Below are 25,389 nucleotides of genomic sequence, written 5' to 3' on the forward strand. Positions count from 1 at the left end.
GGTCAGGCCTCGATCTTGTCGAGCCGCTTGAGCCGGTCGAGGACCGCGTCGGCGGTCGGCGCGTAGAGCTCGTCGACGATGTGCCCGTCGGCGAGGAACACCACGCGGTCGGCGTACGAGGCGGCATTGGGGTCGTGGGTGACCATGACGATCGTCTGGCCGAAGTCGCGGACCGAGTTGCGCAGGAACGACAGGACCTCGGCGCCGGAGCGTGAGTCGAGGTTGCCGGTCGGCTCGTCGGCGAAGATGACCTCGGGCCGGGAGACCAGCGCGCGGGCGCAGGCGACGCGTTGCTGCTGGCCGCCGGAGAGCTGGCTGGGGCGGTGCCCGAGCCGGTCCTTGAGCCCGACGGTGGCGATGACCGTGTCGTACCAGGCCTTGTCGGGTTTGCGGCCGGCGATGGACAGCGGCAGCAGGATGTTCTCCTCGGCGGTCAGCGTCGGCAGCAGGTTGAACTGCTGGAAGATGAAGCCGACCTTGGTCCGCCGCAGGTTCGTCAGCCCCCGGTCGGACAGGTCGGTGATCTGGGTGTCGCCGATGAACACCTGCCCCCGCGTCACGGCGTCGAGGCCGGCGAGGCAGTGCATGAGCGTCGACTTGCCGGACCCGGACGGGCCCATGATCGCGGTGAAACGGCCCCTGTCAAGCTCGACGGAAACGCCGCCGAGCGCGTTGACCTGCGCCTCGCCGGTGCCGTAGACCTTCCAGACGTCGACCGCCCGCGCGGCCACCTCGGTGCGCGTCGCAACCGATGTAGTCATGATTCCCCCTGGTGAATGGTGTGCGTTCATCGTCGGGGCGGCAGGGCCCGGTCTCGTCCGCCCGCAGGGCGAGCTGACCACCGGTTTTCTGCTGGGGGAGGCTCCCCTAGCCCACCTCAGGGACAACCCTTATGCCGTGGGTCTCAGCATTCTCAGCAATGGCCGTGAAAAGGCAAGGGCCGGTCGGGGAAACCCCGACCGGCCCCATTTCGTGAATGCTATTCGTATGCGATGGCGTTGAGGACGTTGAGCCGCACCGCCCGGATCGACGGGATGAGCCCAGCCACGGCGCCGATGAACAGCGACGCGATGAAGTACACCACCATCAGCCCCCACGGCAGGGTGACCGCACCGAAGCCGAGGACCTCCTTGAGCGCGGTCACGATCGCCGCGCCGAGGCCCGCGCCGACGGCGAGACCGAGCACCGTGCCGAACACCGTGATCACCACCGACTCCGTCGTCACCATCAGCCATGTCTGCCGTCTGCGCAGCCCGACCGCGCGGAGCATGCCCAGCTCGCGGGTGCGCTCGATGACCGACAGCAGCAGCGTGTTGATGACACCGAGGACCGAGATGGCCAGCGCGATGAGCAGCAGCACCTGGACCACGACCAGCGCGACGTCGAAGCCCTTCTGGTTCGTCTCGACGAACTCATCCTTGGTGTAGACGTTGACCTCGGGATTGTCCTTGATGATCGAGGCCACGGCGTCCTTCGTGGCACTGACGGACGCGCCGTCCTTCACGCTGATGAACGCCTGCCACGGCTGGGGGAACGAGAATCCGGTCGTGGCGTCGGCGTAGGAGACCACGATGCCGCCGGCGATCGCGGACTCGCCGCTGATGCCGACGAGCTTGAGGGTCTTGTCGCCGGTCTTGGCGAACGTGACCGTGATCGTGTCGCCCAGCTTCAGCTTGCGGTTCTCGGCGGTCTTCTTGTCCACGATGAACTCGCCGCTGTCGAGCCGGTCGATGCGGCCCTCCGCGGCCTTGAGCTTCAGCACCGTCATGGCCGCGCCGACGTCCTCGTACGACAGGACGAAGTTCTGCTCGCCGTTGACCTCCACCGCGTCGGCCGTGCGCGCCGCCACGGTCCCGGCGCCGGGCAGCGCCTTGATGTCCGCGAGCTCCTCCGGCGTGATGACCGGCGGGATCGCGGACGTCTGCTGGCCCAGCACCACCAGGTCGGCCTGGAGGTCCTTGTCCAGCGTGTCACCGATCGCCGTGGACAGCGACGAGAAGATCGTGCTGATCGCCGTGACGATCGCGATGCCGATCATCACCGCACCCGCCGTGATGGCCGTGCGCCGCGGGTTGCGGGACGAGTTGCGCCTGCCCAGCTTGCCCGGCACCGTCCAGGAGAAGACCGAGCCGAGCGCCGCGACCAGCGGCTTGCTGATCACCGGGGTCAGCAGCGCCACCCCGACCAGCAGCCCGAGCACGCCGCCGAACACCAACCACAGCGTCCCGTCGCCGGCCCCCGTCAGACCCCACGTCAGGGAACCGATCGCGAGCGCCGTCACGACGCAGCCCGCGATCGTCACCTTGGTCAGCGGCCGGTCGGTCGCCGCGGACTCCCGCATCGCCGCGATCGGCGCCACCCTGGCCGCCTTGAGCGCCGGCATCAGCGCGGCGACCATCGTCACCAGGATGCCGATCGCGAACGAGGCGACGATCGCCGAGACCGGGAAGCCCAACCCGGCCACCTCGGCGCCGTCGGCGAGCCCCACGAAGAGGTACGCGCCGAGCGCGCCCAGCCCGAGGCCGACGGCGAAGCCGAACGCCGAGCCGACGACCCCGATGAGCAGGGCCTCCAGCAGCACCGAGCGCATCACCTGGCCCCGGCTCGCGCCCATCGCCCGCAACAGCGCCAGCTCCTGCGTGCGCTGCGCGACGATGATCGAGAACGTGTTGAGGATCAGGAAGATGCCGACCAGCAGCGCCACCGCGCCGAAGCCCAGCAGCACGTAGTTGAAGTAGTTCAGGAAGCCCTTGATGGCCTTGCTGGACTCCTCCGACAGCTCCTGGCCGGTCCGCGCCAGGAACGCGTCGCCGAGCTGCGCCTTGACGTTGTCACGCAGCTTCTCGTCGGTGACGCCCGGCTCGGCCTTCACGTCGATGACGTTGAACTGGTCCTCGGCGCCGAGCATCGCCTTCTGCGCCGTCGGAGTGGTGAAGAAGATCGTGCTCTCGCCGGCCATCGAGTCGCGGCCGCCGGCGTACTGCATCTCGCCGACGATCGTATAGGTCTTGCGCTGCTTGTCGCGCGTGATGACGTCCATCGAGTCGCCGACCTTGACGCCGGCCGACTTCGCCAGGCCCCGGTTGACGACGATCTCGTTGTCCGCGGCGGGCGCCTTGCCCTCCACCAGCTTCACGAGGTCGTCCTCGCCGATCCAGTTCGCGCCGAACTGCTGGCCGGTCTGGTTGGCCACGACCTTGCCGTTCCTGCCGATCGGGACGGCGCCGTTGAGGAAGACCTGGCCGGTCGCCTTCGCGACGCCGTCGACCTTGGCCACCTCGTCGACCGTGGCGGCCGGGAACGGCAGCGTGCCGCTCTCCCCGCCCTGCGATGCCACCTGCGACTTCGCCGCCACCTGCACGTCGGTGTAGGTGTAGATGTTGGCGAACAGATTGTCGAACGTGCGGCCCAGCGTGTCGGTGAGCACCAGCGAGCCCGACACGAACATCACGGACAGCACGACGGCGAGCGTCGAGAGCGTCAGCCGGAGCTTGCGCGCCAGCAGGCTCTTCAGGGTCGCGCGCAGCATCGCCTACTCGCCCGCCTTGTCCAGGCCCTTGAGCTTGTCCAGCACCGCGTCCGCGGTCGGCTCCCACAGCTCGTCGACGATCTGGCCGTCGGCGAGGAAGATGACCCGGTCGGCGTACGAGGCCGCGTTGGGGTCGTGGGTCACCATGACGATCGTCTGGCCGAAGTCGCGGACCGAGTTGCGCAGGAACGACAGGACCTCGGCGCCGGAGCGTGAGTCGAGGTTGCCGGTCGGCTCGTCGGCGAAGATGACCTCGGGCCGGGAGACCAGCGCGCGGGCGCAGGCGACGCGTTGCTGCTGGCCGCCGGAGAGCTGGCTGGGGCGGTGCCCGAGCCGGTCCTTGAGCCCGACGGTGGCGATGACCGTGTCGTACCAGGCCTTGTCGGGTTTGCGGCCGGCGATGGACAGCGGCAGCAGGATGTTCTCCTCGGCGGTCAGCGTCGGCAGCAGGTTGAACTGCTGGAAGATGAAGCCGACCTTGGTCCGCCGCAGGTTGGTCAGGTCCCCGTCGGACATCCCCGTGAGCTTGGTGTCGCCGACGAAGACCTCACCCCGGGTCACCGAGTCCAATCCGGCGAGCGTGTGCATCAACGTCGACTTGCCGGACCCGGACGGGCCCATGATCGCGGTGAAGTGACCGCGCTCGAGCTCGACGTTCACCCCGTGCAGCGCGATGACCTGGGCCTCGCCGCTGCCATACACCTTCCACACGTCAACCGCGCGGGCGGCGACCGCCTGCCCGGTCGTGACTGTCGTGGTCACGCCTCGTCCCCCTCGGATGTGGTCCTCTTGACCATCTCACGCTACGGGGTGTGCGCACGCGGTCCCTCGTTCGGTGGCGGGAAACCGGGCTACTCCCTGGGGAGGAGTCAGGACCCCGGGCGGACCAGGCCCGTCTCGTACGCGAGGACGACTGCCTGCACCCGGTCGCGGAGACCCAGCTTCGTCAGCACGTGGCCGACGTGTGTCTTGACCGTCGTCTCGCTCACCGACAGCGCCCGGGCGATCTCGGCGTTGGACAGCCCCTTCGCGAGCTGCACCAGTACCTCACGTTCCCGGTCGGTCAGCGCCCGCAGGTCCCGCGGCGGGGACGCGTCGGGGTCGGGCAGCGTGTCGGCGAACTTGTCCAGCAGCCGCTTGAGGATCCGGGGTGCCACGACGGCCTCACCGGCCGCCACCGTCCGGATCGCGGTGACCAGGTCGTCGGCCGGCACGTCCTTGGCCAGGAACCCGCTGGCGCCGGCCCGCAGCGCGCCGACCACGTATTCGTCCAGGTCGAACGTGGTCAGGATGAGGACTCGTACGGGCAGCTTCGCGTCGACGATCGCCCGCGTCGCCGCCACCCCGTCCATGCGGGGCATGCGGATGTCCATGAGCACCACGTCGGGCAGCAGCCGCCGGGCGAGCTCCACCGCCTCGACGCCGTCGCCGGCCTCGGCCACGATGTCGAGGCCGGGCTCACCGCCGAGCACCATGCGGAACCCGGTGCGCAGCAGCGGCTGGTCGTCGGCGAGCAGGAGCCGGATGGGACGCGCCTCGGTCAACTCGCCAACTGCCTTTCGGAGACCGTTTCCAGGGGTATTCTCGCGTGCACACGGTAGCCGCCCCCGGGCCGGGGTCCGGTGCGCAGCGTCCCGCCGTAGAGCATGACCCGCTCCCGCATGCCCAGCAGTCCGTGCCCGATCGCCGCCGTGCCCAACTGCGGCCCCCGGCCGGTGTCGCAGATCTCGATGACCACGTCGGTGCGGGTGAACACGAGCCTGACCTCCACACTCGCGGCCCCCGCGTGCTTCAGCGCGTTGGTCAGCGCCTCCTGCACGATCCGGTACAGCGTCAGCGACACGCCCGGGTCCAGCGGCGCCGGCTCGCCCTCCACCTTGAGCACCGCGGGCAGCCCCGCCTCGCGGATCTGCTCGACGAGCCCCTCGACCCCCGCCAGCCCCGGCTGCGGCGCCAGCTCACCCGCCGGCTCGGCCTCGGTGCGCAGCACCGTGAGCAGCCGCCGCATCTCCCGCAGCGCCGTGCGCCCGGTCTCCTCGATGGTGGCGAGCGCCTCGTCGGCCGCGGCCGGATCCCGCCCGAGCATCCGCCGCGAGCCGGTCGCCAGGACCCCCATCACGCTCACGTGGTGCGCGACGACGTCGTGCAGCTCACGCGCGATCCGCCGGCGCTCCTCGGCCACGGCCTTCTCGGTGAGCGCCCGCTGGCTGGTCTCGGCGGTCCGCGCCCGGTCCTCGAGCGCGGCGATGTACGCTCGGCGGGTCGCCACGGTCCGTCCCACGGTGAAGCAGACCAGGGCGCCCATCGTGTTGAACATCAGGAAGAGCTGCGGCTCCAGGACGAACGGCGCCTGACCGGTGCGCCCGAGCAGCACCGCCAGCGCGCTGCCGGGCACCCACATCAGCGAGGCCGCCGCCAGCGCCGGGCGCAGCGGCAGACCGGCGGCCACGGTGTACGTCATGACGATGATGCCGAGCCCGCCGCTCATCATCGGCGGCACGGCGACGAACGGCACGACCGTGTGCACGACGGTGACCAGGACGGCGAACCACAGCCACTTGCGCCGCAGGGCGACGGCCACCATGCCGAGCGTGTCGTAGGCAAGCTGGACGGACAGGTTGTGCGTGCCGAAGGCGTCCCGCCCGACGATCGTCAGCCCGGCGCTGAGCACGGCCAGCCCGACCGCGAGCAGGATGTCCTTGGCCAGGGGCGAGGCCTGGCGCCCAAGGATCCGTTCAAGCGCACGCACATCATGACCGTAACGGGTGCGAACGCGCACAGATTCGTCGCCGAGCCGGACATCCGCCTACTGCTCAAGGATGACACCGCCCGTGGCGGAGGGTGCGCTCCTCCTGGAGCCGGACCGCCTCTTGCGCCCGGGAGTCACCGGACCGACTCGGATTCGATGATCGTGGAGCGTCTTTGCACCCCTGGCAGCAAAGACGCTCCACGATCATGCAAGGCCGCGAAGTTCAGCCGTTCGGTCGTCTGTCCACCCCGGTATTGCGCTACTGGATGGTGCCGCACAGTCGTGCGGCTGGTGGCTGTCGCTCATGATCGCTGCTGGACCCGGGCGGCGCGTTCCGTGCCGGGCGACTCCATGATCATGGGAAAGATGTGGCTGCCCCGATAGCCGGATCTTTCCCATGATCTGGAGTCGCCTGGCCTGGCGGCGGGATTGCGCCGGAGCGCGTGCCGGTCGGCGCCCTCGGCGGCGACGCCTCCGAGGTCGGCGCCCGAATTGTCAGCCTGGTCCGGGTTGACGAGAGGCCGTTGGCTTAACGTCGCGGCCTTGCACGATCAGGGAACGGCGGCCGAGCCGGACGACCGCCTCCAGCCGCTGTACGCATGATCACGATCACAACGCCGCGCGCCGGCCGCCCGCGCCGGCCGGGTCGGCAGCTTCCCTGCGGGCAGCCAGGAGGCGAAGAGCCGGGAGGCGGGCCGGTGGGCTACTCGTCGCGGCCGGCCGGTGGCTCGTCCTCCACGTCCGGGGGCAGCCGGGCCGGCTCCGGGAACGGGGGCGGGGTGCCGCCATACGCCGGGCACAGCGCCTGGTGGGCGCACCAGCCACACAGGCGGGACGGCTGGGCGCGGAAGTCGCGGTCGGCCGTGGCCTTCTCGATCGCCTGCCACAGTGCCAGCAGGGTGCGCTCGAAGCGGGCCAGCTCGTCCGCCTCCGGGGAGAAGTCGCAGACCTCCCGGTCCTTGAGGTACATGAGGCGGAGCACCCGGGGGACGACGCCGCGGGTGCGCCACAGGACCAGGGCGTAGAACTTGAGCTGGAACATGGCCCGCGCCTCGAACGCCTCGCGCGGCGCGCCGCCCGTCTTGTAATCCACGACGCGCAGGTCACCGGCGGGGGAGACGTCAAGGCGGTCGATGTAGCCGCGGATGACCAGCCGGCCGTCGACCTCTGCCTGGACGAACGCCTCTCGCTCGGCCGGCTCCAGCCGGTTGGGGTCCTCGACGGCGAAGTAGCCGGCGAGCAGCTCGCGGCTGGCCGTGAAGAACTCCTCGGCGGTCACGGCGGTGCCGCTGAACAGCTCGGCGAGGTCCTCCTGCTCGGCCAGCAGGCGCTGCCACTGGGGCTCGACCAGCTCCGCGGCCCGCTCGAGGGTCCGCTCGCCGGCGGGGGTGTCGAACAACGTCTCCAGCACGGCGTGCACCAGCGTGCCGCGCGCCTGGTCGGGGGTCGGGCGCTCGGGGAGCCGGTCGATGCTGCGGAACCGGTAGAGCAGGGGGCAGGTCTTGAAATCCGCGGCGCGCGACGGCGACAGGGTGGGCAGTTCAGTGGCGACAGGCACCGTCATGCCCGAAAGGTTATGCGAGGGGTACGACGAAAACCGACGCCGAAGCGCCCGAAGCGCCCGGGCCGCCGATCTTCGTGAACCCGTAGCATCGGGGGTAATGGACGAATACCGCTCGGGACCACCTCCGGCGCCGCCGGCCGCCCGCACCGGACCGCGGGAGCGCGGCGCCGGGATCCTGCTGGGCCGGCTGGCGGGCGTCCCCGTCTACCTGGCGCCGTCGTGGCTCTTGCTCGCGGCGCTGATCACGCTGACGTATGGCCAGTTTCTGTCGATCCGCCGGGACCTGCCGCTGAGCACCGGGTTCGCGGTCGGGTTCGGGTTCGTCGTGTGCCTGCTGGTGTCCGTGTTGCTGCACGAGCTCGGGCACGCCGTCACCAGCCGCCGCAGCGGCATCGGTGTGCGCGGGATCACGCTCGAGATGCTCGGCGGCTACACCGAGATGGAGCGGGAGGCGCCGCGCCCCGGCGTCGAGCTGTTCGTCTCCCTCGCGGGCCCGGTCGTCTCGCTCGTGCTCGGGCTGCTCGCCGCGGGGACGGCCGTCGTGCTGCCGTCCGGCGGGATCGCCGAGACGTTCGCGTTCCAGTTGGCGCTGTCCAACATCGTGGTCGCCGTGTTCAACGCCCTGCCCGGCCTGCCCCTGGACGGCGGCCGGGCCCTGCAAGCGCTGGTCTGGAAGGCCAGCGGCGACGCCAACCTCGGCCGCCGGGTCGCCGGCTGGGCCGGACGCCTCATGGCCCTCGCGACCGCCGGCACCGTGCTGGTGCTCTACTGGCGAGGGGTGCTCGAGGGGTTGTTCGGGCTGGTGTTCACGCTGCTCGTCGCGGTCACCATGTGGGTCGGCGCCGGCCAGGCGATCCGGCACGGCAGGATCGCGGCGAGCCTGCCGCCGTTCAGTGCCCGGGAGCTCGCCCGGCCGGTCGTCGCGGTGACGGCGGCCACCCCGCTGTCCGAGGCGGAGCGGATCGCCGCCCAGAGCGGCCAGCAGCACCCGGTCGTCGCCGTCGTCGACGGCACGGGCGGGCTGATCGGCTTCGTGCACGGCGCCTCGGCGCGGGCCGTACCGCCGGAGCGGCGGCCCTGGGTGCCGGTCGGCGACGTCGCCCGCCGGATCGACGGCCAGCACGTGCTCGCGGGCGATCTGCGAGGCACTGACCTGCTGCAAGCCATCCGGGACGACCCGGGCGGCGACTACCTGGTGGTCTCGGGCGAGGATGTGCACGGCGTCCTGCGCGGCGCCGACCTCGTTTCGCTCGTGGAGCCGAGCCGGCCCACCGTCCGGAGGAAGAGCACGTGACCTTGTCCAGCCCCCTGTCCCTCGACGCGCCGATCACGGGCGAGGCCCGCCGCGGGCCCTTCCGGCCCGGTGACCGGGTCCAGCTCACCGACCCCAAGGGCCGGATGCACACGATCGTGCTGGAGCGGGGCAAGGCGTTCCATACCCACCGGGGCGTGCTGGAGCATGACGCGCTCATCGGGCTGCCCGACGGCAGTGTGGTCACCTCGTCCGGCGGGACGGCGTACCTCGCGCTGCGGCCCCTGCTGTCCGACTACGTGCTGTCGATGCCGCGCGGTGCCCAGGTCATCTACCCGAAGGACGCGGCGCAGATCGTCGCGATGGGCGACGTCTTCCCCGGCGCCAAGGTGCTGGAGGCCGGCGCCGGCTCCGGCGCCCTGACCTGCTCGCTGCTGCGGGCCGTGGGTGCCGGGGGCAGCGTCACCTCGTACGAACTCCGGGAAGACTTCGCCGCGATCGCCCGGCGCAACGTGGAGGCCTTCTTCGGCGGGCCCGTCGACACCTGGACGTTACGGGTCGGTGACGTGGCCGGCTGCGAAGATGCCGGATTTGATCGGATAATCCTAGACATGCTCACACCGTGGGAGATGCTGCCGCTCGTGTCGCGGGCGCTGATCCCCGGTGGGGTGTTCATCGGTTACGTGGCGACAACGCCGCAAATGTCGGAGTTGGTCGAGGCCTTGCGCGAGGATGGCGGGTACACCGAGCCTCGTGCCTGGGAGAGCCTCGTGCGGGACTGGCACGCGGAGGGCCTGGCCGTGCGGCCCGACCACCGCATGATCGCCCACACGGCGTTCCTCGTCAGCGCCCGCAAACTGGCGCCCGGGGTCACCGCGCCGCCGCGCCGGCGCAAGCCCAGCAAGGGCGCGGAGGCATACGCGGCCCGGCGGTTGGCGGCCGCCGCGGCCGCCCGGGAAGGGGACGAGGAGGAGGCGACGTCATGAGCGGACCGGAGCGGAGCGCACCATGAGCCGGCCGAGCTTCAGCGACCTGCCCGCCGTTTTCCCGGACTGGTCGCCGTATCCCGACCTGGAGTCCGCGGCCCGGGCCTACCTGCGGGATCCCGACATCGCGCTGGATGCGATGGCGGGTGTACTGCGGGGGCAGAGCGTGCTGGGCTTCACCCTCGAGAGGTTCGTCAACGACGTCAACGGCGTGTGGCAGGAGGTCGTGGTCTGCGACGGCACGCGGCTCATCCTGTGGCACGGCGAGGACATCCCGCCGGAGGAGGCGCCGCCGGGCTCGATGACGTCGTCGCTGCGGGTGGTGGCCCTCTCGGCGGTGACCGAGGTCGGTTGCCGGCGACGGATCAGCCGGCAGCCCAACGGCGCGGCACGGGTCGACAGCGTCGACGTCTACCTGCTGCTGACCTCGCTGGACGAGGCGAACGTCGCCGTGGAGGACGCCGGGTCGGTCATCCGCCACGACGCGCTGCGCTTCGGCAAGACCCTCGACGACGGCGGCGCGGGCCAGATCGCCCGGCTGGAGGAGTTCGCCCGGCTGGTCGCCTCACTCGTCGGCAAGCCGATGCTGTAGGAGCCTCAGTCCTCCGCGTCGGGGCCGGCGACGGGTGCGTCGTCGGCCGCGCGGTGCACGTGGATGCACTCGCCGGGGCACTCCTTGGCCGCGTCGATGACCTCGAGCCGCAGGTGGGCGGGCACGTCCACGCGGCTGCCCGGCGCCAGGAGCAGCTCGCCGTCGGGCCCCTTCACGTAGGCGAGGCCGTCGACGTCGAACTCGAAGACCTCCGGGGCATACTGCACACAGAGGCCGTCGCCGGTGCAGAGATCCTGGTCAACCCACACTGCGAGGGCCTGCTCGGTGGTCTGTCCGGTCGTGTCCACGCTCACGACTATGACGCTACCCGACGTCCGGCCATCCGGCGCAGGACCCGTGACGTACACCGCAGAGGGACCGCGAGGGCACGAAGAAGGGTGTCGGACAGGGCACTTCACCGCTCAGGATTTGTAAACACCCTGTGGCGCACGTGGCCGAAGGGGCCCGAACCGGCGATCAGCAGTTAGTGTTAGAGCACAACGTTCAAAGCCCCCGGGGAGGTGGGACGTGGCACGCAGCGACGACGCGGAGACGCGCGCCGCACGATGGGAGAAGGACGCCCACGATCTCTCCACGCAGGTCGCGTTTCTTCAAGAGGAACTCGCCCTGGTGCGGCGCAAGCTGACGGAGACCCCGCGACACGTGCGGCAGCTCGAGGAGCGGCTCGCGGCGGCGCAGGCGCAGATTGCCCGGCTGACCGAAAACAACGAGCGGCTCGTGGCCACCCTCAAGGAGGCCAGGGCCCAGATCGTGACGCTGAAGGAAGAGGTGGACCGCCTGGCGCAGCCGCCGAGCGGTTACGGCGTCTTCCTCGCCCGCCACGACGACGGCACCGTCGACGTGTTCACCGGCGGGCGCAAGCTGCGCGTGGCGGTCTCCCCGGCCATCGAGGTCGAGGAACTGCGTCGCGGCCAGGAGGTCCTGCTCAACGACGCCCTGAACATCGTCGACGCGCTCGGGTTCGAGCGGGCCGGCGAGGTCGTCATGTTGAAGGAGGTCCTCGAAGGTGGGGACCGCGCTCTCGTCATCTCGCACGCCGACGAGGAGCGGATCGTCCACCTGGCGGACATCCTCGTCGACGCGCCGCTGCGCGCCGGCGATTCGCTCATGATCGAGCCCCGCTCTGCGTATGCGTACGAGCGGATCCCGAAGAGCGAGGTCGAGGAGCTCGTGCTGGAGGAGGTGCCCGACGTCGACTACGCCGACATCGGTGGTCTCTCCCGGCAGATCGAGCAGATCCGCGACGCGGTGGAGTTGCCGTTCCTGCACGCCGATCTGTTCCGGGAGCACCAGTTGCGCCCGCCGAAGGGCGTTCTGCTCTACGGCCCGCCCGGCTGTGGCAAGACGCTCATCGCCAAGGCGGTGGCCAACTCGCTGGCCAAGAAGATCGCCGAGAAGCGCGGCGAGGAGCGCCGGACCAGCTACTTCCTCAACATCAAGGGCCCTGAGCTGCTCAACAAGTACGTCGGCGAGACCGAGCGGCACATCCGGCTCATCTTCCAGCGCGCCCGTGAGAAGGCGAGCGAGGGCACGCCGGTCATCGTGTTCTTCGACGAGATGGACTCGGTGTTCCGGACCCGTGGCTCGGGGGTCTCCTCCGACGTCGAGAACACGATCGTGCCGCAGTTGCTCAGCGAGATCGACGGCGTCGAGGGGCTGGAAAACGTCATCGTCATCGGCGCCTCGAACCGCGAGGACATGATCGACCCGGCGATCCTGCGCCCGGGCCGGTTGGACGTCAAGATCAAGATCGAGCGTCCGGACGCCGAGGCGGCGAAGGACATCTTCTCCAAGTACATTCTGGAGAGCGTGCCGCTGCACAGGGACGACCTCACCGAGCACGGTGAGTCGGCCGAGGCCACGGTCAGCGCCATGATCGACGCCGTCGTGCTGCGGATGTACTCCGAGACCGAGGAGAACAGGTTCCTCGAGGTCACCTACGCCAATGGTGACAAGGAGGTCCTGTACTTCAAGGACTTCAACTCCGGCGCGATGATCCAGAACATCGTCGACCGGGCGAAGAAGATGGCGATCAAGGACTTCCTCGGCAACGGGCAGAAGGGCATGCGCCTCCAGCACCTGCTCGACTCCTGCGTCGACGAGTTCCGCGAGAACGAGGACCTGCCGAACACCACCAACCCGGACGACTGGGCGCGGATCTCCGGCAAGAAGGGCGAGCGGATCGTGTACATCCGCACGCTCGTCTCCGGCGGCAAGGGTGCCGAGGCCGGCCGGTCGATAGAGACGGCCACCAACACCGGCCAATATCTGTAACCGCGATGCTGCGCGTGGCGGGCGGTGATCTCATGGTCACCGCCCGCTGTGTTTTCGGCCAAACTGGCCCGCCCGGTGTGGGCCGAGTGTCAGTCCGTGCGACTAGGGTTGTGACATGAGTGTGCGGCGTGTGATGGGCACCGAGGTCGAATACGGTGTTTCGGTGCCCGGCCAGCCGGGGGCAAACCCGATGGTGACGTCCTCCCAGGTGGTCAATGCCTACGGGGCGCGACCCGAGCTCACCAAGGGTGGCCGGGCCCGGTGGGACTACGAGGAGGAGTCCCCGCTGCGCGACGCGCGGGGGTTCACCTATTCGGGTGCTCTTTACGATCCGGCGGAGGCGTTGGCCGACGAGGACCTCGGCCTCGCCAACGTGATACTGACCAACGGCGCCCGGCTCTACGTCGACCACGCCCACCCGGAGTATTCGACGCCGGAGGTGACCAACCCGCGGGACGTCGTCCTGTGGGACAAGGCCGGCGAGCGGGTGATGGCGGAGGCGGCCCGGCGCGCCGCGACGATCCCCGGCACGCTGCCGATCCACCTCTACAAGAACAATACGGACAACAAGGGCGCCAGCTACGGAGCCCACGAAAACTACCTGATGCGGCGGCAGACCCCGTTCGCCGACATCGTCATGCACCTCACCCCGTTCTTCGTCACCCGGCAGATCGTGTGCGGTGCGGGACGGGTCGGCATCGGGCAGGACGGCTCCGGTCCCGGCTTCCAGATCTCGCAGCGCGCCGACTTCTTCGAGGTCGAGGTCGGGCTCGAGACCACGCTCAAGCGTCCCATCATCAACACCCGTGACGAGCCGCACGCCGACGCCGACAAGTACCGGCGGCTCCACGTCATCATCGGCGACGCCAACCTGTCGGAGATCTCGACCTACCTGAAGGTCGGCGCCACCTCGCTCATCCTCAGCATGATCGAGGAGAAGGCGCTCTCCGGCGACCTGGGCATCGCCGACCCGGTCTCCGAACTCAAGGCGGTCAGCCACGATCCCGAGCTCAAGCACCTCATCCGCATGCGTGACGGGCGCCGCCTGTCCGCGCTCGACATCCAGTGGGCCTTCTACGAGCGGGCCCGCGCCTTCGTCGAGCAGCGCGAGGGTGACGACGTCGACGAGATCACGGCCGACGTGCTCGACCGCTGGGAGAGCGTGCTCGACCGGCTCGGCCGTGACCCGATGCTGTGCGCCGGTGAGCTCGACTGGGTCGCCAAGCTGCGCCTGCTCGAGGGCTACCGCGAGCGTGAGTCCCTCGGCTGGTCGTCGCACAAGCTCCAGCTCGTCGACCTCCAGTACTCCGACGTCCGTCCCGAGAAGGGGTTGTACCAGCGACTGGTCGCCCGCGGCTCGATGGCCACGCTGTTCTCCGAGGAGGAGGTCCAGCGCGCCGTCGTCGAGCCGCCGGACGACACCCGGGCCTATTTCCGGGGCCGCTGCCTGGCGAAGTACCCCGCGGAGGTGGTGGCCGCGAGCTGGGACTCCGTCATCTTCGACGTGGGCCGGGAGTCGCTCGTGCGGGTGCCGATGATGGAGCCCGAGCGCGGGACCAAGAAGCACGTTGGCGCGCTGTTCGATCGGTGCCCGAGCGCGAAGGATCTGCTCGAAGCGATCACTTCCGGGTAAGTTCGATACAGCGGTTGGTTTGGTGGTCCCCCCGAGGAGGATGAGGCATGGCTACGAGGGAAACGGGCGGGCAGTCCCAATCCGGGAAGTCGCGGCGCACCGAGGAAGAGGACGTCGTCGCGCCTGAGGTCAACCCGGAGGTGGCCGAGCGGGTCGAGCAGATCGGCGAGGACGTCGACGACCTCCTCGACGAGATCGACTCCGTGCTCGAGGAGAACGCCGAAGAGTTCGTCCGCGGATACGTGCAAAAGGGCGGCGAGTAGCCGTCACCGCTGAGCGACCCGCCCGTCCGGCCGTAGCCGGGCGGGCGGGCCGTATCAGGCCGCCGCGCGAGCTTCCGGGTTTCGCCACGGCTGGACCCCCGGTTTCGCGCAGAGCGTCGTGGCGCACCGCCGTGCGGCGCGGACACGGTGCCGCGGCGGCGTATTGTTGGCCCACCAGAGTCGATCACCACGGTCGATCAGCGACCGATCGTTGAGAGGAGCTCCGTTGCCGACGGGTCTTGACCACTCCGGGCGCCTGCCTGGCGCGTTCCACGCCGCCGGGACCTCGTCGTTCAGCGAGTTCCTGGGGCAGGTGGCGCCCGACATGCTCCCGGGACGCCGGCCCCTGCCGCCGGGAATGGCGGCCGACGTGAGCGCACACGCCACCACGATCGTCGCGATCACCTGCGCCGACGGTGTGCTCATGGGCGGCGACCGGCGCGCGACGATGGGCAACCTCATCGCCCAGCGCGACATCGAGAAGGTCTTCGCCGCCGACGCCTACTCCCTGGTCGGCATGGCCGGCACCGCCGGCTTCGGACTGGAGATGATGCGCCTGTTCCAGGTCGAACTGGAGCACTACGAGAAGATCGAGAGCTCGATGCTCTCGCTCGAGGCCAAGGCCAACCGGCTGGCCAGCATGGTCCGCAACAACCTCGGCGCCGCGATGCAGGGCCTGGCCGTCGTGCCGCTGTTCGCCGGGTTCGACACGGACGCCAAGTCGGTCGACAAGGCCGGCCGCATCTTCAGCTTCGACGTCGCCGGCGGCGTCTACGAGGAGCGCGGCTACGACTCGATCGGCTCCGGCTCGCTGTTCGCGAAGTCGTCGCTCAAGAAGCGGTACCGGCCCGGCGTCACCACCGACGAGGCCGTGCGGATCGCGATCGAGGCGCTCTACGACGCGGCCGACGACGACACCGCCACCGGCGGCCCGGACCTGCTGCGGGGCATCTTCCCGGTCATCATGACGGCGACGGTCGAGGGCACCCGGCGGTACACCGACGAGGAGATCAAGAACGTCGCCGAGCAGATCATCGCCGAGCGCGCCGAGAATCCCGGCGCCTGATCCCATCGACCAGACCGAACCGAAGGAGAACCCGCCACCGTGGCCATGCAGTTCTACGCCTCGCCCGAGCAGATCATGCGGGATCGCTCGGAATACGCGCGCAAGGGCATCGCGCGTGGTCGCAGTGTCGTGGTGCTCAGCTACGAGGGAGGCGTGCTCTTCGTCGCCGAGAACCTGTCGACCGCCCTGCACAAGGTCAGCGAGATCTACGACCGGATCGGCTTCGCCGCCGTCGGCCGCTACCCGGAGTTCGAGAACCTCCGCTCGGCCGGCGTCCGGCTCGCCGACCTGCACGGGTATTCGTACTCGCGGCGCGACGTCACCGGCCGGCAGATCGCCAACGTCTACGCGCGCACCCTCGGCGCCATCTTCACCGAGCAGCAGAAGCCCTTCGAGGTCGAGATCTGCGTCGCCGAGGTGGGCGCGGCGGTGGAGGACGACGAGCTCTACCGCATCACCTACGACGGGTCCGTCCAGGACGAGCCCGGCCTGGTGACGATGGGCGGCCAGTCCGACGCCATCTCCGGTGCCGTCAAGTCCCGCCTGCGGCCCGACCAGACGCTCGCTGAGGCCTTGAAACTGGCGGTGGAGGGTCTGGGCAGTGTCGGCGGGGAGAACAGCCAGCCGCGCAAGCTGACGGCCAACCAGCTCGAGGTGGCGGTCCTCGACCGCAACCGCCCGGGCCGGACCTTCCGCCGGCTGACCGGGCTCGCCCTGACCGCGATCCTGGAGGACACCACCGCCAAGCCGGCCGCCACCCCGGAGACGGGCCTGGAGGACAAGCCCCAGCCGCCGGCCTCCCCGAGCACTCCGGCCGACAACGCCTCCGGCCCGGCTCCGTCCGCCGGTGCGGCGGAGGAGAGCCCGGAGGCCGGCGACAAGCAGGACGACAAGTAACCAGCGCCGCGCACGACGCGGTGGTCCGCCGGAGCGGGCCACCGCGTCGTCGTCTGTCGCCGGCCGCCACCCGGACGAGGTGAGGAACAGCGGCAAGGCCGCGACGTCCAGCCCGACAACCCAGGTCGACCCGGACAGGGCCGGCAACTCGGGCACGGGCTCGCGAGGTGTCGCCGCCGAGGCCCGCCGGCCGCCGCGCGTTGCGGAGCGCGCCGTCCCGGGTCGAGCGGCGACCGCGATCGACAGATGCCACCCGCGCGACTGTGCGGCACAGTCTCGTAGCGCAACACCGGGTGGACAGACGACCGCACGGCCCTTCGGCCTAGCGGGCCGGACGGACCCCGGACAAGGTCAGCTTGGTAGCCGGTTCGCCGCCCTGCTGCATGACGTACAGCGGCTGGCGGGTGTCGTAGCCACGCCACTGCAGGCAACTACCGACCCGGATGGGCAGGTCCGGCGCGAGGCCCGGCAGCGACGACGCGGCGATTCGGTGGCTCGTGTGGAAGTCGCCGTCGGTGATCGCGATCCGCGCGTCCCCCAGATCGCCGGCGTCACTCGACAGCGTGGCGAGCGGGTAGTCGACGAGGTTGACGCCGGCCGGCAGGTCGATCCGGCCGACCATGTCCGTCGTGGTGCGCCACGCCTCGACGCCGCCGCCGACCGGACCGGCCACGGGCACCACACGACCGTCCGGGAACCGCACCGACTTCGCGTCGCCGGGCGGGGAGCCGGGCACCGGATGGAGCTTGTTGTCCGCGCCGAGCAGGTACAGCGCCGGGCGCGCACCCTCGGCGAGCGCCGCGGTGAGCTGAAACCCGCTGTCCCTCGCCGCCGGTTTGGCCAGCGTGGTGGCCACATCGGGGCGCGCGCCCGACACGGCGGCCGAGGCGACCACCTCGCCGTCGTCGACCAGCACCACGCTCCGGGCGGGTGTCCCGGTCGCGCTGTCGACCGCCCAGCCGGAGACGTCCACGATGGTCTTCGGTGCCCATGACGTGATCGGGACGTCGACCGACGGGCCGGTGGCCACCGAGTCCAGATAGTTCGGGCTCGCTCCCCAGTCACAGGGTGAGCCGCTGAACCACAGGTCGGTGGTCAGCGGTGGTTCCTGCAACGCCGGCATCGGCACGCCGCCGGCGGCGAGGTCCCGCCGCAGCAGGATCAGGGTTCCGTGGGTGCGCAGCACCGGCACCCAGCCGTCCAGGATGTACTGACTGACCTCGTAGTGCCGGATGTTGCTGCGGATGTCGTCCCAGCTCGGAAGGCCCATGAGCGTCAGGGGCGCCACACTGCCCCGAACCCCCCACGGCCAGGCGTCGAAGACCACGACCGGCGGCCTGGACTCCTTCAGCTCGTCGATGAGGATGCGTTGCGCTCCGGGCGGGATGGCCATGTCGACGTGGGTGAACCTGGTGCCGGGCACGCGCTGCAGCAGGAAGTAGATGTAGCCGAGGCTGGAGGTCATGTCGAACACGGGCTTGTCGGCACCGGCGTAGGTCCGCAGTGTGGTGTCCAGATCAGCGATCATGGTCGCGTCGATCCAGCCCGTCCGGGCGTAACCGATGCGGGGCACGCCCGACACGACGGACCCGCGGACGCGGTGCTGGTCGCCGAGGTGCTCGAGCCTGCTCTGCAACACGCTCATACTCAGCACCACGGCGAGGACCAGGGCCGCGGCCGCGGTTGCGCGGGCGGAGAAGCCGGGCCTCGGCACGCGCCACCGCAGCCGGTCGGCCATCACGTCGGTGAGTCCGGCGACCTTCCACAGCCAGTACAGGATCAGCGGTATCGCCACCTGGAACACCTGACCCACGTGGGGCGTGTCGAAGCGGCCCAGCGCCTTCTCCTCGTAGAAGGCCAGGAATCCCGCCAACGCCACGGCCACCCAGTCCCGCGAGCTCCAGTCGGTCCGGCGGTACATCCGCCACGCCACGGCCGCGATGGTCAGCAGGACGGCGACGATCCCCGCGCCCCACGTGCGGAAGTCGCGGGTCGAGGCCGAGCTCAACGGCAGCGCGCCGGCCTCGTTGTGTCCCGGCCCGAAGATGACGTAGTAGTCGACGAACGGGCGCAGCGTGCCCGACGCCGCCAGGACGACGCCCAGGATCACCAGTGCGACGACGCCGGTGCCGGCGCACCACCGGCTGCGCAGCAGCGCCTGCCACAGGCTCAGCCCGGGCCTGCGGTGCCGGAGGTCCGCGGCGACCACGCAGGCCAACGCGGGCAGGGCGAGGAAGGTCGTCTCCGGGACCAGGATCGCCTGGACGAACAGCACCAGGGTCAGCCCGACCGACCAGCCGCGGCTGGTGCGGCGCAACGTCGCGCCGAGCAGGATCAGTGATACCGGAACCAGGACGAACCTGGTGTCCAGATACGGCGACATGCCCAGGAACGCCACGCCGAAGAAAGCGGCGAACCACGGGTTGCCGTTCGAGACCCAGACCGCGAACAGGTACAGCCCGACCACGGCCAACGGGGTGACCAGGACCTCCAGGCCGGTCCAGGCACCCCAGACGCTCGTGCCGAAGATGTGCATGGCCACGTTCGCCTGGAGGACGTCCGCGAACAGGCCATGGATGAACAACTGGTCCCGCCAGGGCATGAACCCGCGGTTGAGCAGATCACCGCCGGTCATGTGCTGGGCGTCGTCGAACCCCTGGAACCCCGCCACGTTGCCGATGAGCCGGGACGTCGCGAGGAAGACGGCGACGGATCCGACGACGTGGACGCCGAGCGTGCGTTCCACCGCTCTGGCCGGCCGTCCGGCACGCAGTTGCCGGACCGTCCACCAGGACACCGCGAGGATGCCGAGGATCGCCAGCCACCAGGGCAACCAGGGGTAGTGGTGCTCGAAGCCCCGCCCGATCATCACCGTTCTGTCGGACACGAACCACACGCCGGCGATCGCCGCGATCGCCCCACCGGCACCGTTGGCCACGGCCAGCGCCGGCCAGAAGGCGATCGCCCGGCGCTCCGGCCGGTCCTCCGCCGGCCGCCGCGACGACCACCAGGTGCCTGCCGCGGCCGCCGCGCCCACGACGATCAGGTAGAGCAGTCCACACGCGACAGTGAACCGGCTTATCAGGTCGCCGCCGCGCACGGCCGCGCTCATGACGACGACGCCGGTCGGCGCCGCTGTCCGGGCCAGCACGCCCCACCAGCCCTTGCCCGGCGGATCACGGTCGGGATCCACCAGCGCCACCGGAGTCCCGGTCGACGGGCGCACCGGCCGTCGCAGCGGACCCCACCAGGTGAGCAACGCGAACAGGGCAATAGCGACGATCGGGAAGATATCCACCACGAGCCGATACGCCCAGAACGATGCCATGAACGGGTAGTTCGCGAACACCGGGTAGCCGACGATGCCGGTCGGCCGGGGCAGTGAACGCGGCACCACGGACCACATCGCCAGACAGGCCGCGGCCGAGCCCAACATGGCGATCCCGAGCCGGGCCGACGTCCGGCGCCAGTCATCTGTCCGGCGTCGCTCGGACGGCGCGTTCGGGGCCGTGGATTCCTGCGCGACACTGTCGACGCTCACTGCTGCTCCCTCGCTCACCCTCGGTACGGAGGATGTTGTCGGTAGAGCGTGCCATACGCATCAAGCGGGCCGGTCGCTACCGATGGCGACCGTCACGATCGCCCCGTATCATCCGTTTTTTGAGGCTGGTGCCTGGTGCCGTAGCGCCTGACTTTTCGCGCACTTCCGGATGTTCTATTGTCATCCAGTTACGACGCCCACCCCCAACCTCCACGGTTCTGACGAGCCAGGAAGCGACCGAGGAATGACCCCTGCTGTTGAGTCGGCTACTCGAACGCTGCCACCGCAACCGCACGATGTCGAGCTCCTGCTCCCGGCTGATGACGTGGCCGACCCCGAAGTGACCATTCTGATCCCGGCGGTGAACGAAGAGCTCACTGTGGGTGATTTCGTCGCGTGGTGCCATGAGGGGCTCCAGGACGCCGGCGTGGTGGGCGAGATACTCATCGTCGACAGTTCGACCGACGCGACGGCGGAAATCGCGCTGGCCGGCGGCGCGCGGGTGCTGCGGACTCCGAAGCGCGGGCTGGGCCGGGCGTACATCGACGCCATTCCGTTCGTCCGCGGTCGCTACGTCATCATGGGCGACGCCGACTGCACCTATGACTTCCGGCGGCTGGGGCTCTTCGTCGAGGCGATGCGCGACGGCAGCGAGTTTGCGATGGGCTCGCGCTGGCGTGGCTCCATCGAGCCGGGCGCGATGCCTCGGCTGCATCAATATTTCGGCACTCCGGTGACCACCTGGGCACTCAACGTGCTGTACGGCAGCAAATTCACCGACATCCACTGCGGTATGCGCGGCATCACCCGGGAAGCGCTGCTCCGGATGGGACTGGTCTCCCAGTCATGGGAGTATGCCTCGGAGATGGTGCTCAAATCGGTCCGGATGCAACTGCGGACCACCGAGGTGCCGGTCACGTTCCTCAAGGACCGCGACGGCCGGCTGTCGCATCACAAGCGGTCGGGCTGGTTCTCGCCGTTCGCGGCGGCCTGGATCAACCTGCGGGCCATGTTCATCCACGGCGCCGAGTTCTTTCTGTTCAAACCCGGCATCGCCTTCCTGGCGCTGGGCCTGCTCTTCACGTTGCCGCTGAGTTTCGGTCCCATCACCGTCGGTCAGGTGACGTTCAGTCTCTACACCATGCTGATCGGCGTCGCGTTGGCCGTGGTCGGGCTGCAGAGCATCTATTTCGGCTGTCTGGCCCATATTTTCCTGGACTATTCCGGTCTGCGACGAGAACGCTGGCAACGTCTGTTCAAGTACACCCGTACGGTGCTCGCCAGCGCCGCACTCTTCGTGGTCGGTCTGGCGCTGGTCGTCACCCTCGTGGTGGTGTACGTGCAAAATTCGTACGCCCTCCCCGATCCGCAGGCGATGGTCAACCACCTGGCCATCACCGGCCTGCTCCTCATGATCGTCGCGTTCTCCACCTTCTGCTTCACGCTGCTGCTGCACGCCACCCAGGTCCGCTACGGAGCCCGCGATGACCGTTCCTGACACCCGCACCACGTCGTTCGGTGAGCAGGCCGACCTGACCATGGTGGACCGTTTCGGCGTCTGGCTCTCCCAGCGCCAGATCCGCCGCACCGTCGGCGACCTGACGGGCCGGGACGTCGCCGACTTCGGCTGCGGCTACGACGCGAAGACCATGCGGCACTATCTCGGGGTGGTGCGCACGGCCACGCTCGTGGACCTCAGCCTGGCCCCGGATCTGCTCACGGTGCCGAACGTCCGGGCCATCGAGGGCCCGCTGCCGGACAGCCTGGCCGCCCTGCCCGACGCGTCGCTGGACGTCGTGATGTGCATGTCGGTGCTGGAGCATCTGTGGGAGCCGCAGCTCAGCCTCAACGAGTTCCGCCGGCTGCTGCGCCCCGGCGGGGTCTGCGCCGTCAACGTGCCGTCCTGGCTGGGCAAGCGGGCGCTCGAGTACTCCGCCTTCAAGCTCGGGAAGTCTCCGGTGGAGGAGATGAACGACCACAAGACGTACTACGATCCCAAGGATCTCTGGCCCTTGCTGGTGAAGGCCGGCTTCCGGCCCATCAACATCCGCTGCTTCCGGCACAAGTTCCGCCTGAACACCTTCGCGCTCTGCCGGGTCGACAAGGAGTCTGTGACAACGTGACCTTTACCAAGGAGTTCCTGGCCGAGACGGTCGCGGTGGTCGAGGCCATCGACGCGGAACAGGTCGAAGCGGTCGCCCGGGGCATCGCGGCGGTCCGCGAGCGCGAGGGCCGGCTGTTCATCCTCGGTGTCGGCGGCTCGGCCGGGCACGCGTCGCATGCGGTGAACGACTTCCGCAAGATCTGCGACATCGAGTCGTACGCGCCCACCGACAACGTGTCGGAGCTGACCGCCCGGGCCAACGACGAGGGCTGGCACACCACGTTCGCCGCCTGGTTGCACGGCTCCCGGCTGTCCGAGAAGGACGCCCTGCTGATCTTCTCGGTCGGCGGCGGCGACGAGGCCAAGGGCGTCTCGACGAACATCGTCGCGGCGCTCAAGCTGGCGGTGGAGCGCAAGGCGCCCATCTACGGCATCGTGGGTCGCGACGGTGGCACCACGGCCGGCCTGGCAACGGCGTGCGTGGTGATCCCGCCGCTGTTCCCGAACCACATCACCCCGCACACCGAGGGCCTGGCCGCGGTCGTCTGGCACCTGCTCGTCAGCCATCCGGCGCTGGCCCGGGTCGCAACCCGTTGGGAGTCCCTCACGTGACGACGCTGCGACGCATCGCGGTCATCGGCGGCGCGGGCTTCATCGGCGGGCATTTCGTCGAGACCCTGCTGGCCCGCCAAGGGGTGGAGCAGGTCACCGTCTACGACAACTTCTCCTCCGGCCGGCGCTGGCACCTCGCCGACGTCGCCGACGACCCGCGCCTGCGCGTGGTGGTCGGCGACGTGCGCGACCTGGAGCCGCTGTGCGCGGCGGTGGACGCTCACGACACCGTGATCCACCTCGCCTCCAACCCGGACATCGCGGCCGCCGTGACGAACCCGGCGGTCGACTTCGACCAGGGCACCATGCTGACCCACCACGTGGCCGAGGCGGCTCGGCGGGGCGGCGTCGAGCTGGTGCTGTACGCCTCGGGCAGCGGGGTGTACGGCGACCTCGGCGAAACCGTCGCGCAGGAGGACCACGGCCCGATGGTGCCGGTGTCCACGTACGGAGCGAGCAAGCTCGCCGGCGAGGCGCTGCTGTCCGCGTACGCGTTCATGTTCGGCGTGCGCGCCCGGTGCTTCCGGTTCGGCAACGTGGTCGGCCCACGGCAGACCCACGGCGTCGGGTTCGACTTCGTCCGGCGGCTCATCGCCGACCCGGCCCGGCTGCGGATCCTCGGCGACGGCCGGCAGAGCAAGTCCTACGTGTACGTCCACGACGTGATCGCGGCGGTGCTCACCGCCGCCGCGGACGGCACCGCCCCCTTCGCGGTGTACAACGTCGCCACCGAGGACTACATCACGGTCAACGAGATCGCCGAGCTGGCGATGGAGGTGCTCGACCTGCCACCCGGCTCCACCGTCTTCGAGCACACCGGCGGCGACCGGGGCTGGAAGGGCGACGTACCGGTGGTCCGGCTGGACTCCGACCGCATCCGTGCCCTCGGCTGGAAGAACGAACGGTCCTGCCGGGAAGCGTTGCGCGACTCGATGGCCGCGATGGTGGACGACGCCCGGCTCGGCAGGTTCGACACTTGAGCGGGACGACGCGGCGACCGGCGGTGTTCCTCGACCGCGACGGCGTGCTCAACGAGGTGACGGTCAGCGGTGGCACGCCGCTGCCGCCGCCCGACGCCGCGCACATGCGCCTGCTGCCCGGTGTGGTCGAGGCCTGCCGCCGGCTGCACGATCTGGGCTACGTCCTCGTCGTGGTGACCAACCAGCCGGACCTCGCCCGCGGCAAGCAGTCAGCCGGCGAACTGGACCGCATGCACGCGTTCCTCACCGACCGGCTGCCACTCGACGACATCGCGGTGTGCACGCACGACGACGCCGACGACTGTGCCTGCCGCAAGCCCCGCCCCGGTCTGCTGCTGGATGCGGCCGACCGGCTCAACCTCGACCTGACCGGCAGCTTCATGGTCGGGGACCGCTGGCGTGACGTCGAGGCGGCGCAGCGCGCCGGAGTGACGTCCATCTACATCGACCGCGACTACGGCGAGCGCAAGGCCGTGGATGCCGATCTCGTCGCGTCGAGCCTGCTTGACGCATTGCCCTTCATCGAATCCCGACACGTCTCCGGGGGGAGTCAACCGGTGGTTGGAGCCGCATTGAAGCACGTCAAGATCTTCGCCGACGGCGCGGACCTCGAAAGCATCGTCGCGCTGGCCGGGCGACCGGACATCGCCGGGTTCACCACCAACCCGACACTGATGCGCAAGTCCGGAGTCAGCGACTACGAGCCGTTCGCCCGCAAGGTCCTGGAAGCGATCACCGACCGGCCGGTGTCGTTCGAGGTCTTCGCCGACGACCCGGACGGCATGATCCGGCAGGCGCGGCTGATCGCCTCGTGGGGACGCAACGTGTACGTCAAGATTCCGGTGACGGACACCCGCGGCCGGTCCACGGCGGACGTGATCCGGCAGCTCACCGCCGACCGGGTCCAGCTCAACGTGACAGCGCTGCTGACGCTGCCGCAGGTCGAGGAGGTGACCGCGGCGCTCGACGGCACCCGCGGCGCCGTGGTCTCGGTGTTCGCCGGCCGCATCGCGGACACCGGCCGTGACCCGGTTCCGGTCATGACCGACGCGCTGCGGATCACCTCGGCGCAGGCCAACGTCAAACTCCTGTGGGCCAGCCCGCGGGAGATCCTCAACGTGCGCCAGGCCGACGACATCGGGGTCGACATCATCACCGTCACCCACGACCTGCTGGCCAAGCTTCCGTTGTTCGGCAAGTCGCTGGACGACTATTCGCTCGAGACCGTGCGGATGTTCCACAACGACGCGGCGGCGGCGGGATACACGCTGTGACCCGGCGCCGCACCACCCCATTCACCGGCGATATTCGCACAGGGGAGCAGTC

The 25,389-nt window shown here is 69.8% G+C and carries 21 protein-coding genes; 13 read left to right on the plus strand and 8 right to left on the minus strand.

Annotated elements, in window-relative coordinates; genetic code table 11:
- Window positions 1–2: 2 nt before the first annotated feature.
- The 6 genes from Drose_RS17425 to Drose_RS17450 form a co-directional block, all read right to left on the minus strand.
- The gene (locus Drose_RS17425; protein ID WP_260729241.1) at window positions 3–761 is read right to left on the minus strand and encodes an ABC transporter ATP-binding protein; all 759 of its coding nucleotides are present in this window, start codon (window positions 759–761) and stop codon (window positions 3–5) included.
- Window positions 762–979: 218 nt separating this feature from the next.
- Window positions 980–3,529, minus strand: coding sequence for an ABC transporter permease (locus tag Drose_RS17430; RefSeq protein ID WP_260729242.1), 2,550 nt, complete (start codon window positions 3,527–3,529; stop codon window positions 980–982).
- A gap of 3 nt (window positions 3,530–3,532) precedes the next feature.
- A complete protein-coding gene (locus tag Drose_RS17435; RefSeq protein WP_260729243.1) occupies window positions 3,533–4,291 on the minus strand; it encodes an ABC transporter ATP-binding protein in 759 nt (252 codons plus the stop codon).
- A gap of 107 nt (window positions 4,292–4,398) precedes the next feature.
- The gene (locus tag Drose_RS17440; protein ID WP_313900048.1) at window positions 4,399–5,004 is read right to left on the minus strand and encodes a response regulator transcription factor; all 606 of its coding nucleotides are present in this window, start codon (window positions 5,002–5,004) and stop codon (window positions 4,399–4,401) included.
- 65 nt (window positions 5,005–5,069) lie between these two features.
- A complete protein-coding gene (locus tag Drose_RS17445) occupies window positions 5,070–6,278 on the minus strand; it encodes a sensor histidine kinase (protein WP_260729245.1) in 1,209 nt (402 codons plus the stop codon).
- 703 nt (window positions 6,279–6,981) lie between these two features.
- On the minus strand, window positions 6,982–7,842 hold the full coding sequence (locus Drose_RS17450; protein WP_260729246.1) for a RecB family exonuclease: 861 nt from the start codon (window positions 7,840–7,842) through the stop codon (window positions 6,982–6,984).
- Between the two features lie 97 nt (window positions 7,843–7,939).
- Here Drose_RS17450 and Drose_RS17455 point away from each other — a divergent pair, with 97 nt between their 5' ends.
- Genes Drose_RS17455 through Drose_RS17465 form a run of 3 tightly spaced genes read left to right on the plus strand, consistent with a single transcriptional unit; the run spans window position 7,940 to window position 10,672 of the window.
- The gene (locus tag Drose_RS17455; RefSeq protein ID WP_260729247.1) at window positions 7,940–9,136 is read left to right on the plus strand and encodes a site-2 protease family protein; all 1,197 of its coding nucleotides are present in this window, start codon (window positions 7,940–7,942) and stop codon (window positions 9,134–9,136) included.
- Window positions 9,137–9,138: 2 nt separating this feature from the next.
- On the plus strand, window positions 9,139–10,080 hold the full coding sequence (locus Drose_RS17460; protein WP_390891441.1) for a tRNA (adenine-N1)-methyltransferase: 942 nt from the start codon (window positions 9,139–9,141) through the stop codon (window positions 10,078–10,080).
- Window positions 10,081–10,102: 22 nt separating this feature from the next.
- Window positions 10,103–10,672, plus strand: a complete 570-nt coding sequence (locus Drose_RS17465) for a hypothetical protein (protein WP_260729248.1) — start codon at window positions 10,103–10,105, stop codon at window positions 10,670–10,672.
- 5 nt (window positions 10,673–10,677) lie between these two features.
- Here Drose_RS17465 and Drose_RS17470 read toward each other — a convergent pair whose 3' ends face one another.
- A complete protein-coding gene (locus tag Drose_RS17470) occupies window positions 10,678–10,980 on the minus strand; it encodes a ferredoxin (protein WP_260729737.1) in 303 nt (100 codons plus the stop codon).
- Between the two features lie 220 nt (window positions 10,981–11,200).
- Here Drose_RS17470 and arc point away from each other — a divergent pair, with 220 nt between their 5' ends.
- From arc to prcA, 5 genes are all read left to right on the plus strand, one after another.
- The gene (gene arc, locus Drose_RS17475) at window positions 11,201–12,967 is read left to right on the plus strand and encodes a proteasome ATPase (RefSeq protein ID WP_260729249.1); all 1,767 of its coding nucleotides are present in this window, start codon (window positions 11,201–11,203) and stop codon (window positions 12,965–12,967) included.
- A gap of 115 nt (window positions 12,968–13,082) precedes the next feature.
- Entirely contained in the window at window positions 13,083–14,600 is a 1,518-nt protein-coding gene (gene dop, locus Drose_RS17480) for a depupylase/deamidase Dop (RefSeq protein ID WP_343870848.1), read from the plus strand.
- Between the two features lie 47 nt (window positions 14,601–14,647).
- A complete protein-coding gene (locus Drose_RS17485) occupies window positions 14,648–14,863 on the plus strand; it encodes a ubiquitin-like protein Pup (RefSeq protein ID WP_260729250.1) in 216 nt (71 codons plus the stop codon).
- 226 nt (window positions 14,864–15,089) lie between these two features.
- Window positions 15,090–15,929 carry a proteasome subunit beta gene (prcB, locus tag Drose_RS17490; RefSeq protein WP_260729251.1) on the plus strand — a complete coding sequence of 280 codons (840 nt, stop codon included), beginning with the start codon at window positions 15,090–15,092 and terminating at the stop codon, window positions 15,927–15,929.
- A 39-nt stretch (window positions 15,930–15,968) separates the two neighbouring features.
- Window positions 15,969–16,826 carry a proteasome subunit alpha gene (prcA, locus tag Drose_RS17495; RefSeq protein WP_260729252.1) on the plus strand — a complete coding sequence of 286 codons (858 nt, stop codon included), beginning with the start codon at window positions 15,969–15,971 and terminating at the stop codon, window positions 16,824–16,826.
- A 322-nt stretch (window positions 16,827–17,148) separates the two neighbouring features.
- On the opposite strand, the gene Drose_RS17500 is transcribed toward prcA, so the two are convergent.
- Window positions 17,149–20,367: a hypothetical protein gene (locus tag Drose_RS17500; protein WP_260729253.1), complete on the minus strand. Its 3,219-nt coding sequence runs from the start codon at window positions 20,365–20,367 to the stop codon at window positions 17,149–17,151.
- A gap of 325 nt (window positions 20,368–20,692) precedes the next feature.
- Between Drose_RS17500 and Drose_RS17505 the strand changes: the two genes are divergently transcribed.
- The 5 genes from Drose_RS17505 to Drose_RS17525 are packed head-to-tail and all read left to right on the plus strand — an operon-like array spanning window position 20,693 to window position 25,337.
- On the plus strand, window positions 20,693–21,865 hold the full coding sequence (locus Drose_RS17505; RefSeq protein WP_260729254.1) for a glycosyltransferase family 2 protein: 1,173 nt from the start codon (window positions 20,693–20,695) through the stop codon (window positions 21,863–21,865).
- On the plus strand, window positions 21,852–22,490 hold the full coding sequence (locus Drose_RS17510) for a class I SAM-dependent methyltransferase (protein WP_260729255.1): 639 nt from the start codon (window positions 21,852–21,854) through the stop codon (window positions 22,488–22,490). The genes Drose_RS17505 and Drose_RS17510 overlap by 14 nt, the downstream gene beginning before the upstream one ends.
- Window positions 22,487–23,083, plus strand: coding sequence for an SIS domain-containing protein (locus Drose_RS17515; protein ID WP_260729256.1), 597 nt, complete (start codon window positions 22,487–22,489; stop codon window positions 23,081–23,083). The genes Drose_RS17510 and Drose_RS17515 overlap by 4 nt, the downstream gene beginning before the upstream one ends.
- The gene (locus Drose_RS17520) at window positions 23,080–24,063 is read left to right on the plus strand and encodes an NAD-dependent epimerase/dehydratase family protein (protein WP_260729257.1); all 984 of its coding nucleotides are present in this window, start codon (window positions 23,080–23,082) and stop codon (window positions 24,061–24,063) included. The genes Drose_RS17515 and Drose_RS17520 overlap by 4 nt, the downstream gene beginning before the upstream one ends.
- Window positions 24,060–25,337 (plus strand): transaldolase, encoded by a 1,278-nt coding sequence (locus Drose_RS17525; protein WP_260729258.1) that lies wholly within the window; start codon window positions 24,060–24,062, stop codon window positions 25,335–25,337. The genes Drose_RS17520 and Drose_RS17525 overlap by 4 nt, the downstream gene beginning before the upstream one ends.
- The last annotated feature ends 52 nt before the right edge of the window (window positions 25,338–25,389 follow it).

It is taken from the genome of Dactylosporangium roseum, from assembly GCF_025264685.1.
In the GTDB taxonomy this organism is placed as follows: Bacteria; Actinomycetota; Actinomycetes; order Mycobacteriales; family Micromonosporaceae; genus Dactylosporangium; species Dactylosporangium roseum.

Coding starts and splice junctions, on each gene's coding strand:
- Drose_RS17430 (WP_260729242.1), bottom strand. CDS start 3,529: ATGCTGCGCGCGACCCTGAAGAGCCTGCTGGCGCGCAAGCTCCGGCTG.
- Drose_RS17465 (WP_260729248.1), top strand. CDS start 10,103: ATGAGCCGGCCGAGCTTCAGCGACCTGCCCGCCGTTTTCCCGGACTGG.
- Drose_RS17450 (WP_260729246.1), bottom strand. CDS start 7,842: ATGACGGTGCCTGTCGCCACTGAACTGCCCACCCTGTCGCCGTCGCGC.
- Drose_RS17425 (WP_260729241.1), bottom strand. CDS start 761: ATGACTACATCGGTTGCGACGCGCACCGAGGTGGCCGCGCGGGCGGTC.
- Drose_RS17510 (WP_260729255.1), top strand. CDS start 21,852: ATGACCGTTCCTGACACCCGCACCACGTCGTTCGGTGAGCAGGCCGAC.
- Drose_RS17485 (WP_260729250.1), top strand. CDS start 14,648: ATGGCTACGAGGGAAACGGGCGGGCAGTCCCAATCCGGGAAGTCGCGG.
- Drose_RS17440 (WP_313900048.1), bottom strand. CDS start 5,004: ATGGTGCTCGGCGGTGAGCCCGGCCTCGACATCGTGGCCGAGGCCGGC.
- Drose_RS17455 (WP_260729247.1), top strand. CDS start 7,940: ATGGACGAATACCGCTCGGGACCACCTCCGGCGCCGCCGGCCGCCCGC.
- dop (WP_343870848.1), top strand. CDS start 13,083: ATGAGTGTGCGGCGTGTGATGGGCACCGAGGTCGAATACGGTGTTTCG.